The following is a 15,756-nucleotide window of genomic DNA, read 5'->3' as shown; positions in this document are numbered from 1 at the left end:
GGGTGGCGCCCTTTTTTATGCGCGCACCAGATCATCCACGAGCCAAAGACGGTCCTGCCCCCAAATGCTTTGCCCTGCAATGTGGAAACTGGGAACACCCCACAGGCCGATCTCTTGCAGTCTTGCCTGATTGGCTTCAACCCGGTCGCGCCAGCCATGTGTGCCCAGGCAGGCGCGCGCCTCGTCCCAGTTCAACCCGGCTGCTGCAACGATACGCGCCAGGCCGCGATCCGTCTCTGGATCAACCCCTTCCGACCACACAGATCGCATGAAGACCGAGCAGAATGCAGCCATCTTCCCCTGGGATTCGGCATGATCCAGCAGGGAATATCCACGCTCCACACCCGCGCCCAACGGATCACAGATACGCCCGAACGGAATGCCCAACCTACGCGCCTCACGCGCGCAATCGCGTAGGATATAGCCCGATTTGACCGTGGGAACTGGCAGTCCACGCATCAGCATCGGAAGGACTGGCCGCAGGATCAGACGGGCGCTGTGACGGTTGGCAAGGGACTGAACACGGTCAAAGGCCAAGTAGGAATACGGGCTGCGGAACGAGAAAAAGAACTCCAGCTCTTTGCCGGCTGCGTTGCTGATTTCCGGTGAGGGATTTGGCGGAGCTATGATCGGTGGCGCGCTTTTGCCAAGCCCGGCCCCCTGCAATCTTTCTTCTAGGTAATGCAGCCGATCCAGACCCCAATACCATTCCCCGCCATAGTAGAACGTTCCGCCAAGATAGTGCCCCAAGGCTGCCAACGCACTGTCACCGGCATGCAGAGCCTTTGATGGGTCGATGGTCGTGCCCAATGGCAGATCACTGCCAGACAACAGAGCCCTGTTGACCCTATCCAGTTGGGCGGCAAAGTCCGACGCATCAAGGCAGGCCGCCAACAGACCATTGGCTTGCGCCTGCGCTTCAGCGCTGCACTTCAGTGGCACCTCCAACCCAAGTTTTGTTGCCAGCCGCGACGCGTCAGCAATCGCATTCTGCCGATGGGCGTCTGCGTCGGGAATAGCTTCCGATGGCGGCCCCGAGATCAGATGCGGGCGCAGCTTGACCCGGTAGCGGTCCTGAAACAGAGAAAGTATCTGCGCGGTCAGATGAGAAAAGGGATCAGCAACATCGTGGAAATAGTGCACCTCATGACCGGTGCCACGCACCCTGCGGCGAACCTCATGCGCCTGCCGTCGTGCAGTCAGAACCGCTTGGCTTGTGATGATCTGAGCAAGCCGGGATTTTACTTTGCGGTCAAGGGACAAGGGGCTCTCCGAGTGAGTGCTTTGCCTGCCACTTTAGCCGTGACCGCGTAAAAGACCACGCGCTTACACGGCAATGTGAGCAGGCATATCTAGACCCCGTAAAGCGCCCCGAATTTTGCCTCGAGATAGGCCAGCAGAGGTTCCGGCCCCGGCTCCATACCGCTGGCGCGTTGGATGATGTCGCGGGGGGCGAACAGGCCACCATGGCGCTGCACGTTGTCGCGCAACCAACCAGTGGCACCCGACGTATCGCCTATGGCCAGCTGGGCGTCCAGATCAGGCAGTGCGGACCTCAGGGCCTGATTCAAGCACCCTGCATAGACATTGCCCAACGAGTAGGTCGGGAAATACCCGAACAGACCGACGGACCAATGGACATCCTGCAGACACCCGTTCGAGGGCTTATCAACCGCATAGCCGAAATCGGCCTTGAACCGGTCATTCCATGCGCCCTCAAGGTCGCTGACCTGCAGATCACCGCTCATCAACTCGCGCTCAAGGTCAAAGCGCAGCATGATGTGCAGGTTGTACTGCACCTCATCCGCCTCGGTGCGGATATATCCATTATGGACCCGGTTGACCGTGGCATAGAACGCATCGGCATCGGCGACGCCGAAATTGCCAAAAGCCTCGACCATCTGGCCAAACAGCCAGCCAGTATAGGCGCGTGATCGACCCAGTTGGTTTTCGTAAATCCGGCTCTGGCTTTCATGCACGCCCATCGACACGCCCTGCCCCAGCGGGGTCAAAAGGTAGGCTGGGTCGATGCCCTGTTCATAGGCGGCGTGGCCGACCTCGTGAATGGTTGAATAGAAACAGTTGAACGGATCGGTCTCGCTGGTGCGCGTGGTGATCCGCACGTCCAATCCGCTGCCCGAGCTGAACGGGTGAACGGCCTTGTCGACCCGGCCAGTGTTCAGGTCGTAACCGAATCCGGTGGCCAGCTTCTGTGACAGGCGCATCTGGGTCGCTGAGTCAAACGTCCCAGTCAGGGCGGCCGGTCCGGGCTGATCCAGTACGGCTGCTCGCAATGCCACCAGACGCGGACGCATCTGGTCAAAGATCGCAGCGATCTGAGTGCCGGTCGTATAGGGCTCGTAATCTTCGACCATGGCGTCATAGACATCGCCGCCCTGTGCCAGGGCCTGACCTTCCTGACGTTTGAGCGCCACAACCTCTTCCAGTACGGGCAAAAAGGCCGCCACATCCTCATCGGCGCGCGCCTGTGCCCATGTGCCCTGCGCGGCTGAAGTAACGCGTGCGATGGTCTTGGCCAAATCGGCGGGCACTTTCACGGTCCGCTCATAGGACCGGCGTATCTCGCGCAGTTGCGCGCGGGCGACATCGTCCTGCGGGTCGGCCTGCTCCAGCCACTCTGCCACACGCGGATCAGACCGTCGGGCATGCAAAACAGCTTCGATCGCGGCCATTTCTTCTGCGCGCTGCGGTGCTGCGCCGCGGGGCATCACTGTTTCCTGATCCCATCCCAGACGCCCGGCAATCTGACCAAGTGCCGAGGTTTCACGTTGGAAGGCCATCAGTTCATCATAGGCAGTCATCTGGGTCAGGCTCCGCGGATCGAAGTTGCGATGGGATAGGCTGTCAGGAAGCGCGCACGCAGTGTCAGAGTCCACACGATCACGGCCATGAACTGGTGGAAAATGGCGATCTGCCAGGGGGCCGCGTAGATCACGGTCATGATCCCAACAACCACCTGCAGCGACAAGGCTGCGAACATCGTGTTGAAGGCAAAGCGCGTTTGCGGATGCGCACTGGAATTGCCACGACGCCAGACAACGATGGCAAAGATGAACAGCAGATAACCCGCGCAACGATGGATGAACTGCACAAGCCCGGGGCTTTCGAAAAAGTTCCGCCACATCGGTTCCAGTATCGCCGCGTCCGGCGGGAAAATCTGCCCGCCGATCAATGGCCAGTCGGTATAAGACCGCCCAGCGTCGATACCTGCGACAAGTGCACCGATGAGGATCTGCAGGAATGCGAAATGCATCAGGCCGGTAGACAGGGAAAACAGTTTGGCCTCTTTCGCGCGGCGGGCTTGCATCAGGTCACGCTCATCCCGGCCAAGTTCGAACATATACCAGGCGAGGAAACCCAAGATCACAAAGGCCAGACCCAGATGGATCGCCAGGCGATAGCTGGCAACGGCGATCATCCCCTCGCCCTGCGTCACGCCTGACGCAACCATCCACCAGCCAACCGCTCCCTGAATCCCACCCAAAGCACCGGGGATCATCAGCTTGCCGGTCCAGCCTGTTGGTATCTTGCGGGCAATAAGGAACCCGAAAAATCCAAGTGCCCATACCAGCCCGATCACACGGCCCAACTGCCGGTGGCCCCATTCCCACCAATAGATGGACTTGAAATCCGCAAGCTCCATCCACTGGTTCTGGATGCGCCACTGGTCGATTTGCTTGTACTTGTCGAACTCGGCCTGCCAGTCGGTTTCGGTCATCGGCGGGACAGCCCCGGTGAGCGGGCGCCATTCGGTGATCGACAGCCCGCTATCGGTCAGGCGGGTCAGCCCACCCACCGCAATCATCACAACCACAAGCGCAAATAGGATCATCAGCCAGGCCCGGATAGCCTTACGCGCACCACCGCGGCCCCGGTCAATCATACCAGGTTGAACCGCTTGTTGTTTTTCAGAGTCTGAGACCTCTTCGAAGATGCTGCGCTTGCCGCTCATGCGTTCCTCATGTGTCTTGAATTTCGTTGCAAGCTAGGACCACCATGGGACGAGGTCCAGCCTTACCCTTTGTCTTTCCAACGGACCATCTGACGCATGACCCCGTGCAACATCTGCACATCCGCCCGCGTCATCCGCATCCGTGACCACAGATTGCGCAGATTGGTCTTCATGCTTTCGGCTTTTTCAGGCGGGTAAAAGAACCCCGCCTCTTCCAGCCGGTCTTCATAATGTTCGACCAGTTTTTCGACCTCGATGCCTGTGGCCCAGTCGCCTTTGCCCAGATCGGTTGCCTCATGCACGACGTCGCCTGTCTGGCGCATCCACTCATAGGCGGTCAGCAACACGCATTGCCCAAGGTTCAATGAGGCATATTCCGGATTCACCGGGACCGAGATGATGGCATTGGCCTTCGCAATATCCTCATTCTCAAGCCCTGCCCGTTCCGGGCCAAACAGCACGGCGACTTTTTCGCCCGCAGCGACCTTTTCGGCCGCGATCTGCATAGCGCGTTCGGGGCTGAAGACCGGCTTGGTCAACCCGCGCTGGCGGGCCGTGGTGGCAAAGACATAGGTGCTGTCGGAGAGTGCGCCAGCCAAATCGTCAAACAGCTGCGCCTCATCCAGCAGACGGCCCGCCCCACTGGACATCGCCACCGCCTTGGGGTTTGGCCAGCCATCACGTGGGGCCACGATCCGCATCCGGTCCAGCCCGAAATTCCACATCGCCCGCGCGGCGGCACCAATGTTTTCACCCATCTGCGGGCGCACGAGCACAAATGAGGGCTGGGATTTGTCGCTTGGCATGGTTGTCTCCGAAAACTGCGCCTGCTGTAATCGTCGCGCCAACGCAGGGCAAGCCATTGGCGGCGCCAATTCTACCTGAAACAGGCATAAAAGTTTGCTTCCGGCCCGCAATCCGCTAAACCGCGCAAAAGACTTAAAGCTAAGGACGCGCCGATGGACACCGCCGAGCAGCCGCAGATTTACCTGATCACCCCGCCGACCATCACGTTGAGCACGTTCCCCGACCAACTGGCCCGCGTTCTGGACAGCACCGAAATCGCCTGCATCCGTCTGGCCCTTGCGGGAAATGACGAGGATACTATTGCCCGTGCCGCTGATGCCTGCCGCGAGGTTGCGCATACGCGGGACGTGGCGCTGGTGATTTCCAACCACGTCCTGTTGGCGCAGCGTCTGGGTCTGGATGGGGTGCATCTGGATGATGGCGCGCGCTCGGTCCGGTATGTGCGTAAGGAATTGGGTGCCGATGCCATTGTCGGCTGCTTCTGCGGCACCTCCAGCCATGACGGCATGTCGGCTGGTGAGGCCGGGACGGATTATGTGGCCTTTGGCCCGGTTGGCACGTCCTCCTTGGGTGACGGAACCGTGGTCGAGCATGATCTGTTCCAGTGGTGGTCCGAGATGATCGAAGTGCCGGTTGTGGCAGAAGGCGGCCTGACACCGGATTTGATCCGCGGCCTGGGCCCCTGCACCGATTTCTTTGGCATCGGGGATGAAATCTGGCCACAGGAAGACCCAGCCGCCGCACTGAAAACTTTGATCGCCGCCATGGGCTGAACCGGGTGTGAGCGTTAACCCTTGCACCCACGCCGGGGCTGCGGCATGACGTCGACATGACTCAGAACAGCGAAATTCTTTGTATCGGTTCTGTCCTGTGGGACGTGATCGGACGTTCTGCCAGCGCCATGCGGCAGGGGTCGGATGTTCCCGGCAGGATCACCCGCCTGCCCGGAGGTGTGGCGATGAACATTGCCATGACGCTGGTGCGCTTTGGCATGACGCCCACCCTGCTGACCGCTATTGGTCGCGATCCCGAAGGCGACGAGTTGGTCAATGCTTGCGCCCGGCTGGGGATGGTAACGGATCACATCTATCGCTCGCAGGACCTGCCGACCGACCGATATATGGCTGTCGAGGGCGCCAATGGGTTAATTGCCGCGATTGCGGACGCCCATTCACTTGAGGCTGCAGGGGCAAAAATTCTGAAACCCCTGATGCAAGGCCCATTAGGCACAGAGACAATGCCATTTGATGGTCCTGTTGCTTTGGATGGCAACCTGACGCTGTCGCTTTTGGAAGAAATCGCGCAAAGCCCAGCCTTCGCCGGGGCCGACCTGCGCGTGGCACCGGCCTCTCCCGGCAAGGCCGATCGTCTGCTGCCTTTCCTCAAACATGCCCGCGCGACGCTTTATGTGAACCTCGAAGAGGCTGGCATCCTGTGCCAGCGCGAATTCGCGGATTCGGCAAGCGCCGCCAAGGGGCTGCTGGATCGCGGCGCGCTGCGCGTGCTGGTGACCGATGGCGGCAGTTCAGCAACCGTTGCCAGCGCCGAGGAAATCTTGACCCAAAAACCCCCATCCGTTCTGGTCACCCGTGTGACCGGCGCTGGTGATACATTCATGGCGGCGCATATCGCATCCGAGGCCACCGGTGCCCCAAGCGATGAGGCCCTGTCACGTGCCCTGCATGCCGCCGCAACTTACGTTTCCGGAGAAACCCCACTGTGATCAACATTCAATATTCTGCCGAGGTCCGCGCCGCCAAAGACGCAGGCCAACCTATCGTTGCGCTGGAAAGCACGATCATCACCCACGGTATGCCCTACCCGCAGAACATCGAGGTTGCGGCACAGGTTGAACAAGACATCCGAGACGCGGGCGCTGTGCCAGCCACCATGGCGGTGATCAATGGTACGCTTCACGTCGGTCTGGAAGCCGAAGAGTTGAAAGCGCTGGGCCAAGCGCATGGGGTCGCCAAACTGTCCCGTGCCGATATGGCAGCCTGCATGGCAACCGGTGGCACCGGTGCAACAACGGTCGCCGCAACCATGATCGCCGCCCATCACGCCGGGATCGACGTTTTCGCCACCGGCGGTATTGGAGGCGTCCACCAAGGGGCTGAAACCTCGTTCGATATCTCTGCTGACCTGCACGAATTGGCCCATACCCCGGTCACGGTTGTTGCCGCAGGCGCCAAAGCCATCCTCGATCTGGCCAAGACGCTTGAGGTTCTGGAAACACTGGGCGTTCCGGTCATTGCCTATGGCCAGGACGAATTTCCGGCCTTCTGGTCGGCAAAATCCCCGCTGGCAGCCCCTCTGCGCATGGACAGTGCGGAAGACATCGCGCACGCACATGCGACCAGACGCGCGCTTGGCCTGCCCGGCGGCCAACTTGTCGCCAATCCGATCCCGGAGGCCGATCAGATCCCATCCGAGGAACTGGCCCCGATCATCGCCTCGGCACAGGCGGATGCAGATGTGCATCGGATCAGCGGTAAAGGGGTCACACCCTACCTGTTGCAACGGATTTATGAGCAGACCGAAGGTCGTTCTCTGACCGCCAATATCGCATTGGTCCGCAACAATGCCCGTCTGGCAGCCGGGATCGCCCGCGCCCTGTCCGCCAAGGCGGATTAACATATAGCTATTGTACCAAGGCCAAGGACTGCTTAACTAAATTCGCAAGCCACTCAGGACCGTAATGAACACTCCTTTTGACGAAGAACCCAACCGACAGCCCGGCCTGTTCTCACGGCTGCGCGCGTCCTTTCTGACGGGCATCGTCGTTATTGCGCCGGTGTGGTTGACGATCTGGCTGATCTGGTCTGTTGTCGGCTGGATCGACAGTGCGGTTCTGCCGCTGGTTCCCCACCAATTCCAGCCTGAACAATATGTTGGCATCAACCTGCGCGGTGTAGGTGTCATCTTTTTTCTGGTGTTCACCGTCGTGGTTGGCTGGGTTGCCAAGGGCATCCTGGGCCGATCCTTTATCTCGTTCACCGAAAGCCTGGTGAATAGGATGCCAGTCATCCGGTCCATCTATTCAGGCATCAAGCAGATTTCCGAGACCGTCTTTGCCCAGACTGAACGGTCATTTGAAAAAGCCTGTCTGGTTCAATATCCGCGCCGTGGCATCTGGGCCATCGGGTTCGTCTCGACCACCGCCAAGGGAGAAGTCAACGAACGCGCAGAAGCGGGTGGCGATCTGTACAGCGTGTTCATTCCGACGACACCCAACCCGACATCGGGGTTCCTGCTGTTCTTTCCGATAGAGGACGTCATCCTTTTGGACATGTCGATCGAAGATGCCGCCAAACTGGTGATTTCGGCCGGTCTTGTTTACCCGAACGACAAAGACCCGACCCAGCCACCAGAATGACTATCCAAACATTTCCGGCAGATTGACCGTGCTGCGTGCACCCAAATCGGCCTTGTGATCTGTCAAAAACTGATCAGCTGCATTGCGGCCAGCTTCTTTGAGCTTATGCAGGACCACAGGGTTGGGCACTGTCTTGGTCGCGACCGAGAGGTCATTCATCAACGCGTCATCGGCAATCATGTGAACCAGAACGCGGCTCATTTCGCCCGCTTTCAGCTTGCCATCCTCCAGCAAGCGCTGAACGAAGCTTATGGCCCTCAGTTCCCGAAACAGCGATGAGTTAAAGCCGATCTCATTGATCCGGTTCTGGATTTGCTGCGGCGTCTTGGGGATTTCTTCCCGTTCCAGGGGGTTGATGTTCACGATCACCACGTCCTCGGGCAGATCGGAATTGAACAAGGGATACAGAGCTGGATTACCGGTATATCCGCCATCCCAGTAAGCCTCGGTCCGGCCCGATTTTGGATCGAATATCTCGACCGCCTGAAACAAGGTTGGCAAACAGGCGGACGCAAGGATGGCCTCAGTCGACAGCTCATCCCCTGTGAACACCCGAATCTTTCCGCTGCGCACGCATGTCGCGCAGACATACAGACGCGGACCTTCGGCAGCGCATATTTCATCGAAATCAAAGCGCTTAACCACGGGCTCCAAGGGGTTACGGTAGAACGGCCCATAGGCATAAGGCGATACCAACCGCGACCAGGCGTCGCCTACAGCAAACGGCAGCGAATTTTCGATGGACTGTGCGATATGTGAGGGCTCAAACGCACGCATCCAGTTGGTCAGGTTCGTATCATCGACGGCCCCCATACGGGCCCAGAGCGCATCCAGATTGGTGCGCGCGCCCTCCCGGCCGCCCCGTACCATGCCAGACTTATAGGCCGCACCGTTCAGTGCGCCTGCCGATGTTCCCGTGATCGCCGCGACTTCGATATCATCTTCGTCCAGTAGACGATCCAGCACACCCCAAGTGAACGCTCCGTGCGCGCCGCCGCCCTGCAAAGCCAGATTGATACGTTTCACTGCCCTACTCCCCAAGGCTCAGAGCGCGGTCCACCCGCCATCAACTGAAATCGTCGTGCCGGTGATCTGCGCCGCCGCATCCGAGCACAGAAAGATCGTCGTACCGCCCAGTTGTTCGACCGTAGCGAATTCTTTCGAAGGTTGCCGCTTTAGCAGGACATTCTTCACGACATCCTCACGGCTCATATCGTATTCTTTCATCGTATTGGGTATCTGCTCTTCGACCAGCGGCGTCAGCACATATCCCGGGCAAATCGCATTACAGGTAATCGGCTCCTGTGCGGTCTCGAGGGCTACGGTTTTGGTCATCCCGACTACACCGTGCTTGGCCGCGATATAGGCGGCTTTGAAAGGCGATGCCGTCAACCCATGGGCCGATGCAATATTCACCACCCGTCCCCAGCCCGCCTTGCGCATCATCGGCAACCCGGCGGCAGTGGTGTGAAAGGCCGAGTTCATGTTGATCGCAATGATCGCGTCCCATTTGTCGGTTGGAAACTGATCAATCGGCGCCACATGCTGAATGCCGGCATTGTTGACCAGGATATCGCAGGCTCCCGCCTTTTCGATCAGCGCCCGACACTCGTCACCCTTGGACATGTCCGCTTTGATATAGCGCGCGTTGGTTCCGGTTTCCTGCCCGATCTCTGCGGCCAGAGCATGATCTTCGTCGCGGTCAGTAAACGAATTCAGCACCACATCCGCCCCGGCCTTGGCCAGCTCGCGGGCGATGCCCAGCCCGATGCCCGAATTCGATCCTGTGATGATTGCTGTTTTGCCTGAAAGACTCATGGGTGCTCTCCGTCAGATTCCGTGTTGACGGCACAGTGCCATGCTGCACCTGCAAAGAAAACGGGGAAAGATTGGGGGCGCTGTATCAGCGAAAATCGCACAAAAAAAACGCCCGCACGAAGCGGGCGTTAAGTTATTGAGGCAGGTTTCATACAGGCAAGAAACCTATCGAGCAGTACGCCCTTTATAAGCAATTCCACGCCTTCGTCCAAGCTAAAAGTTTGATAATATGAAAAATCATGGCTACGGTGAATCCCAACAAAATAAGGCCAGAGCAGGATTGTTTCCAAAATGAGCCCCGATTTTCTTCGCCCCGTTCGCCCTATGATCGCGGGAATCGTTAGTGTTTTTGCCGTTGCAGCAGCCCATGCAGAATCGACCCATGGCATAGCTATGTATGGCGACCCTGCCCTACCACCGGATTTTGTGTCGCTACCCTATGTCAACGCTGATGCACCCAAAGGCGGCAAAGTCGTATTTGGAAATACCGGCGGCTATAACAGTCTTAACCCGTTTGTGCAAAAAGGCACGTCACCCTGGCAGTTGCGATTTTGGACCCATGAAAGCCTGATGGGGCGTTCCTGGGACGAACCTTTCACTCTTTACGGGTTGTTAGCCGAATCAGTTGAGACGGCTCCAGACCGATCCTGGGTCGAATTTACCCTGCGAGAGAATGCCCGATTCTCGGATGGATCACCGGTCACTGTCGAGGATGTCATCTGGTCATATGAGACTTTGGGAACCGAAGGGCACCTGAGATATCGCGGCCTTTGGGGAAAGATCGACAGTATCGAACAAACCGGACCGCGTTCCGTCCGCATCACGTTTAACGACCCCGACCGCGAGCTTGCGCTGATCGCCGGGATGCGCCCGATCCTTCAGAAGGCACAGTGGGAGGGTAAAGACTTTGCCGACGCGCCGCTGCAAGACATCCCTCTGGGGTCTGGACCGTATGTCATCGACGGGTACGAAGCCGGACGGTATGTGAACCTGCGTCGCAATCCGGATTACTGGGGCGCTGACATTCCGTTTCGGCGCGGCACCATGAATCTGGATGAGATGCGGATCGAGTTCTACGGGGATGGCACAGTCGCATTCGAGGCCTTCAAAGCAGGCGAGCTCTCAGCCGTGCGCGAGTTTAACGCCGATAAGTGGAACAACCAGTATGACTTCCCCGCGGTACAGCGCGGCGATGTGGTGAAAACCGAAATCCCGCATCGCAAGCCTTCGGGCGTGACCGGATTTGTCATGAATACGCGCAAGCCACCCTTCGATGATTGGCGCGTGCGCGAGGCTCTGACTCTGGCTTTCAATTTCGAATTCATCAACGACACCGTCACCGGAAGCGCGCAACCGCGGATAACCTCGTATTTCTCGGGCTCGGATCTGGCGATGCAACCCGGTACTGCCACCGGTCAGGTGGCTGAACTGCTGCAGCCGTACGCCGATACACTGTTGCCCGGTACGCTGGAAGGTTACGAGCTGCCGGTAGGTGACGGTTCGGAACGCAACAGGGCCAATCTGCGCAAGGCAACCAAGCTTCTGCAAGAGGCTGGCTGGACAGTTCAGGATGGCGTGTTGCGAAACGCAGATGGCGAAGCGTTCATCGTTGACATGGTCATCAGCCAGGGCAGCCTCAACGTTGTCCAGAATGTCGGAACGATCGCCGAAATCTATGCGCGTACGCTTGAACGGCTTGGCATCGAGCTTACAGTCGAAAAAATCGACGACGCACAATACACCTCTCGGATGGATGCGCATGATTTTGACATGACCCCATTTCGCCGGGCTCTTTCCCTGTCGCCGGGTAACGAACAACGCCTGTATTGGGGCAGTGAAAATGCTGACACGGCAGGAACACGTAACCTGATGGGGGTTCAGTCGCCAGCAGTGGACGGTTTGATCGATACGATGCTGGCCTCTGAAAGCCACGAAGATTTCGTGTCTGCGACCCGCGCGCTGGATCGCGTTCTAACCGCTGGCCGGTATGTCATCCCGATCTGGAGCTTTGACGTCGGCCGGATTGCACATGCGCGTGAGCTGAAACAGCCGGAAACCCTGCCCATATACGGTGACGGGCCGGAATACATGCCGCAGGTCTGGTGGTACGAGGAATAGCAGCGTCTCAAAAGAGGCGGCCCCGTCCTTTCCTAATTGCTAACTGTCCGTGCCAATCTCGTTCCAGAGGATCGCAACCGCTGCAGATGTGATGCAATAAGACCCGTTCGGCGTTTGCTGTGTGGGTCTCATACCCTTCGGCGGATTCTGGCACAGACCCGCAGTACCACGACATGCAGGTAAAGGCTGTGGGCATTCCGCTATAAATTGATGCGATCCCTAGTTTCAGACAAATTTGAAAAATTTCAACAAGGGGCTTTACGTAACGGGTTCGAAAGATATAGCCTGCGACTAGTACAAATGTATCCAATTTGAATTACGCCAAACATTACCGACACATAGCTGTGTTACAACGTCAGGAACAGTATTTTCGGACCAGCCTCCACTCACTCAAAACTATTTGGTCCGTAGGCCCGTCTCAGATTTCCTGTGGCGGGCCTAACTGATTTAAACTTCGCACGCTCAAGGTGCGACATTTTGCCATAGCCCTACCTGCAAACACCATTCGTACCCTGAATTCAGGGCCGAGCAGATCTGTAGCCAGACAAACAGAAAGCCCAATTGATGTTTAAGTGGAACGATCTGACGCAAGATTGGAATGAAATGTACGCCCGTGCAAAACGGCGGTTTCCCAATTTGCGCGACCGAGACATGGATGCGGTCGGGCGCGACCGTGCGCAATTCGAGGCTTATCTGGCCGAACGCCATCATCTGACGGTGAACGAGGCACATGAAGAGCTTGAGGATTTCCTGTTCACCGAAGCGCTAACCCGTGAAGTCACCAAACATCTAGGTAAGTGACGTCACCCACAGGATCATCGCGTCTTCTTCACTGACCGAAACGACATTATGCCCCATGCTGCCGTCGTAATAGGCGCTGTCACCGCGGCGCATTTCGACGGGTTCGTAGAACTCGGTATACAGGCGAACGACACCCGTCAGCACGTACAGGAATTCTTCGCCATCGTGGCGGACCCACCCGTCAAACTCATCCATCGACCGGGCACGTACACGGGCGCGATAGGGCAGCATCTGCTTTTTCGTAAGCGTCTCAGCCAGCAGTTCGTGCTCGTATGTTGTGGTTGCGTGGCTGGTGCCTTGCCCCATCCGGGTCACGGCCATACGCCCGATCACCTGCTCGCGCTGTGGCGGCGTGAACAGCTGCGGAACAGAGATTTCCAGCCCGATCGCCAGTTTCTTCAGCGCATCGTATGTAGGCGACATCTGCCCGTTTTCGATTTTGCTGAGCGTTGAACGCGCCAATCCCGCCTGATTGGCCGCTTGTTCCAAAGTCCAGTTTCGCGCCTTGCGCAATTCACGCACACGGACGCCAAGGTCCAGCGGTTCAACCTCTGTATGCTCGCCCGAGTTTCGGGCAATTCGGATCAGAGATGTCTGCTCTTTGGTTCTCATGGGCCACTCTATAGGGCCAGCCTGTCCCGCTTGCAACGCAGCAGTTGCCGCGTTAGCCAGACGCCATGCTTTCCCTGTTCGATCAAGGCCCGCCCAAGGCCTGCCCCACCCCCTTCAATCTGGCCGCGCATGTGTTGCGTCAAGCAGATCGCAATGGCGACAAGATTGCCTTGTCCGTACTTGGCGCAACATCGGCACAGAACTGGAGCTTTGCTGCGTTGAAACGCGCGATCCTTGCAACCGGTACAGGTCTGCTGCGGGCCGGTTTGAAACCGGGCGATCTGGTCTTGATGCGTTTGGGGAACACGGTTGATTTCCCAATAACCTATCTGGGTGCAATCGCGGTCGGCATTGTACCCGTGCCGACATCGTCACAGCTGACACAGCCAGAAACGGCAAAGATCATCCAAGATCTGAAGCCCGCCGCCATATTGCGCGATCCCGATATCGCCAGCGCGGATCACCCGAACCAAATATCTTTGAGCCAACTGCGCGAGATGCGCGATCTACCTCTGGCCGAGTTTCGGATGGGCGACCCCGAAGACATGGCTTATGTGGTCTATACGTCTGGCACCTCGGGCAAGCCACGGGCCGTTGCACATGCCCATCGTGCAATTTGGGCGCGGCAGATGATGGTGGATGGGTGGTACGGCCTGCAGGAAACGGATCGATTGTGCCATGCAGGTGCGTTCAACTGGACCTATACGTTGGGGACAGGACTGATGGATCCCTGGACCATTGGCGCGACAGCGCTGATACCGGAACCCGGCACCGATCTGTCGACCCTACCCGATATGCTGCGCAATCACCGTGCCACGATTTTTGCTGCAGCTCCTGGCGTGTTTCGGAAAATTTTGAACGAAGCAAACGATCTGCACCTTCCCGATCTGAGGCACGGCCTTTGCGCTGGTGAAAAACTCTCACGGCATCTGCACCAGAAATGGACACGGATCACCGGGCGCGAGTTGTATGAAGCTTTTGGAATGTCCGAATGCTCGACCTTCATCTCTTCAAGCCCGGCCTATCCGGCACGTGGCGATGCACTGGGGCAACCACAACCGGGGCGGCGTGTGGCAATTCTGGGTCCAGACGGGCCGGTTCCACAGGGGAAAGAAGGGACCATCGCCATCCACCGATCAGACCCCGGCCTAATGCTGACCTATCTCAACGCGCCGGACGAAGCGCTGGCCAGGATGCAAGGCGAGTGGTTTCTGACCGGCGATCAGGGTGCAATGGCAGTTGATGGTCAGATCACCTATCTTGGCCGAGACGATGATATGATGAATGCAGGCGGCTACCGGGTCTCACCGATCGAGGTCGAGGCCACATTGTCCCGATATCCCGGCATCACGCAGGTCGGCGCGGCCACCGTTGAGGTCAAGCAGGACAGTTTTGTCATAGTGGCATTCTATACCGGGCCGGAAAAGCTGGACGAGGACGCCCTGCGCGCCTATGTCGAGACAAATCTGGCGCGCTATAAGCAACCGCGCGCCTTTATCCATCTGCCTCAGCTGCCAACTGGCGGCAATGGCAAACTTTTGCGCCGGGCGCTGCCGGCCTATTTCAAGGCGACCAATACATGACCCAGACCGTCAAGCTCGACATCATGTCTGACCCGATCTGCCCCTGGTGCTATATTGGCAAGACTCATCTGGACAAGGCGTTGGCTGCAACTCCGGACCATCCATTCATCATTGAATGGCACCCCTTTCAGCTGAACCCCGATATGCCGGTCGAAGGCATGGATCGGCGCGAATACTTGGAGCGCAAATTCGGCGGCAAAGACGGAGCCATCCGTGCGTATGCCCCGGTGGTCGAGCATGCCGAAAACGCAGGGTTGGGCATCGACTTTGAGGGGATGAAGCGTACCCCGAACACGCTGGACGCTCATCGGCTGATCCACTGGGCCGGGATCGAAAACAAGCAGAACGCTATAGTTGATGCCCTGTTTCAGGCCTATTTTGTACAGGGTCGCGATATCGGCGACCACGAGGTTCTGGCGGATATTGCCGACAGTCAGGGGATGGACGCCGCCGTCGTCATGAAGCTGCTGAAATCCGACGCCGACCGCACAGACATCAGCAACCGTGACGCGCATTCCCGGCAGATGGGTGTGACGTCGGTACCGACTTTTATCGTTGCCAACCAACATGCTGTCCCCGGCGCGCAACCACCGGAAATGTGGGAACGCGTGATCGGTGAAATCATGTCTCAAATCGAGGCTTCCCCTGCAAAATAGCACAGCCTCCTG

The 15,756-nt window shown here is 58.1% G+C and carries 15 protein-coding genes; 8 read left to right on the top strand and 7 right to left on the bottom strand.

The window, feature by feature from the left end; genetic code table 11:
• Positions 1–15 precede the first annotated feature (15 nt).
• From AC2FIC_RS10190 to AC2FIC_RS10175, 4 genes are all read right to left on the bottom strand, one after another.
• Positions 16–1,263, bottom strand: a complete 1,248-nt coding sequence (locus AC2FIC_RS10190; RefSeq protein WP_496691172.1) for a DsbA family protein — start codon at positions 1,261–1,263, stop codon at positions 16–18.
• 89 nt (positions 1,264–1,352) lie between these two features.
• Positions 1,353–2,822 carry a carboxypeptidase M32 gene (locus AC2FIC_RS10185; RefSeq protein ID WP_496691171.1) on the bottom strand — a complete coding sequence of 490 codons (1,470 nt, stop codon included), beginning with the start codon at positions 2,820–2,822 and terminating at the stop codon, positions 1,353–1,355.
• Positions 2,823–2,827: 5 nt separating this feature from the next.
• Complete coding sequence (ctaA, locus tag AC2FIC_RS10180; RefSeq protein WP_496691170.1) at positions 2,828–3,973, bottom strand: heme A synthase; 1,146 nt, start codon at positions 3,971–3,973, stop codon at positions 2,828–2,830.
• Positions 3,974–4,035: 62 nt separating this feature from the next.
• Positions 4,036–4,779, bottom strand: coding sequence for an RNA methyltransferase (locus tag AC2FIC_RS10175; protein WP_281972025.1), 744 nt, complete (start codon positions 4,777–4,779; stop codon positions 4,036–4,038).
• 153 nt (positions 4,780–4,932) lie between these two features.
• Here AC2FIC_RS10175 and AC2FIC_RS10170 point away from each other — a divergent pair, with 153 nt between their 5' ends.
• The 4 genes from AC2FIC_RS10170 (at position 4,933) to AC2FIC_RS10155 (ending at position 8,156) form a co-directional block, all read left to right on the top strand.
• Positions 4,933–5,553, top strand: coding sequence for a thiamine phosphate synthase (locus AC2FIC_RS10170; RefSeq protein ID WP_496691169.1), 621 nt, complete (start codon positions 4,933–4,935; stop codon positions 5,551–5,553).
• A 56-nt stretch (positions 5,554–5,609) separates the two neighbouring features.
• On the top strand, positions 5,610–6,503 hold the full coding sequence (locus AC2FIC_RS10165) for a PfkB family carbohydrate kinase (protein ID WP_281972023.1): 894 nt from the start codon (positions 5,610–5,612) through the stop codon (positions 6,501–6,503).
• A complete protein-coding gene (locus AC2FIC_RS10160; protein WP_496675820.1) occupies positions 6,500–7,414 on the top strand; it encodes a pseudouridine-5'-phosphate glycosidase in 915 nt (304 codons plus the stop codon). Before AC2FIC_RS10165 ends, AC2FIC_RS10160 begins: the two co-directional genes overlap by 4 nt.
• 64 nt (positions 7,415–7,478) lie before the next feature.
• Complete coding sequence (locus AC2FIC_RS10155; RefSeq protein ID WP_142633557.1) at positions 7,479–8,156, top strand: DUF502 domain-containing protein; 678 nt, start codon at positions 7,479–7,481, stop codon at positions 8,154–8,156.
• On the opposite strand, the gene AC2FIC_RS10150 is transcribed toward AC2FIC_RS10155, so the two are convergent.
• Together AC2FIC_RS10150 and AC2FIC_RS10145 are read right to left on the bottom strand one after the other, a co-directional pair.
• The gene (locus tag AC2FIC_RS10150) at positions 8,157–9,182 is read right to left on the bottom strand and encodes a patatin-like phospholipase family protein (protein ID WP_496691168.1); all 1,026 of its coding nucleotides are present in this window, start codon (positions 9,180–9,182) and stop codon (positions 8,157–8,159) included.
• 18 nt (positions 9,183–9,200) lie between these two features.
• Positions 9,201–9,974: a 3-hydroxybutyrate dehydrogenase gene (locus AC2FIC_RS10145; protein ID WP_496691167.1), complete on the bottom strand. Its 774-nt coding sequence runs from the start codon at positions 9,972–9,974 to the stop codon at positions 9,201–9,203.
• A 291-nt stretch (positions 9,975–10,265) separates the two neighbouring features.
• On the opposite strand from AC2FIC_RS10145, the gene AC2FIC_RS10140 reads away from it, so the two are divergent.
• Together AC2FIC_RS10140 and AC2FIC_RS10135 are read left to right on the top strand one after the other, a co-directional pair.
• The gene (locus AC2FIC_RS10140; protein ID WP_496691166.1) at positions 10,266–12,092 is read left to right on the top strand and encodes an extracellular solute-binding protein; all 1,827 of its coding nucleotides are present in this window, start codon (positions 10,266–10,268) and stop codon (positions 12,090–12,092) included.
• 564 nt (positions 12,093–12,656) lie between these two features.
• The gene (locus tag AC2FIC_RS10135; RefSeq protein WP_142633552.1) at positions 12,657–12,893 is read left to right on the top strand and encodes a hypothetical protein; all 237 of its coding nucleotides are present in this window, start codon (positions 12,657–12,659) and stop codon (positions 12,891–12,893) included.
• Here AC2FIC_RS10135 and AC2FIC_RS10130 read toward each other — a convergent pair.
• Positions 12,882–13,505, bottom strand: coding sequence for a helix-turn-helix domain-containing protein (locus tag AC2FIC_RS10130; RefSeq protein ID WP_142633550.1), 624 nt, complete (start codon positions 13,503–13,505; stop codon positions 12,882–12,884). The genes AC2FIC_RS10135 and AC2FIC_RS10130 overlap by 12 nt on opposite strands.
• Positions 13,506–13,570: 65 nt before the next feature.
• Here AC2FIC_RS10130 and AC2FIC_RS10125 point away from each other — a divergent pair, with 65 nt between their 5' ends.
• Positions 13,571–15,088, top strand: a complete 1,518-nt coding sequence (locus AC2FIC_RS10125; protein WP_496691165.1) for a class I adenylate-forming enzyme family protein — start codon at positions 13,571–13,573, stop codon at positions 15,086–15,088.
• Positions 15,085–15,744 (top strand): DsbA family oxidoreductase, encoded by a 660-nt coding sequence (locus AC2FIC_RS10120; RefSeq protein ID WP_142633547.1) that lies wholly within the window; start codon positions 15,085–15,087, stop codon positions 15,742–15,744. The genes AC2FIC_RS10125 and AC2FIC_RS10120 overlap by 4 nt, the downstream gene beginning before the upstream one ends.
• Positions 15,745–15,756: the final 12 nt, after the last annotated feature.

The organism is Ruegeria sp. CDSC079 (assembly GCF_059610505.1).
This window is presented reverse-complemented; position numbering and strand designations above follow the sequence as displayed.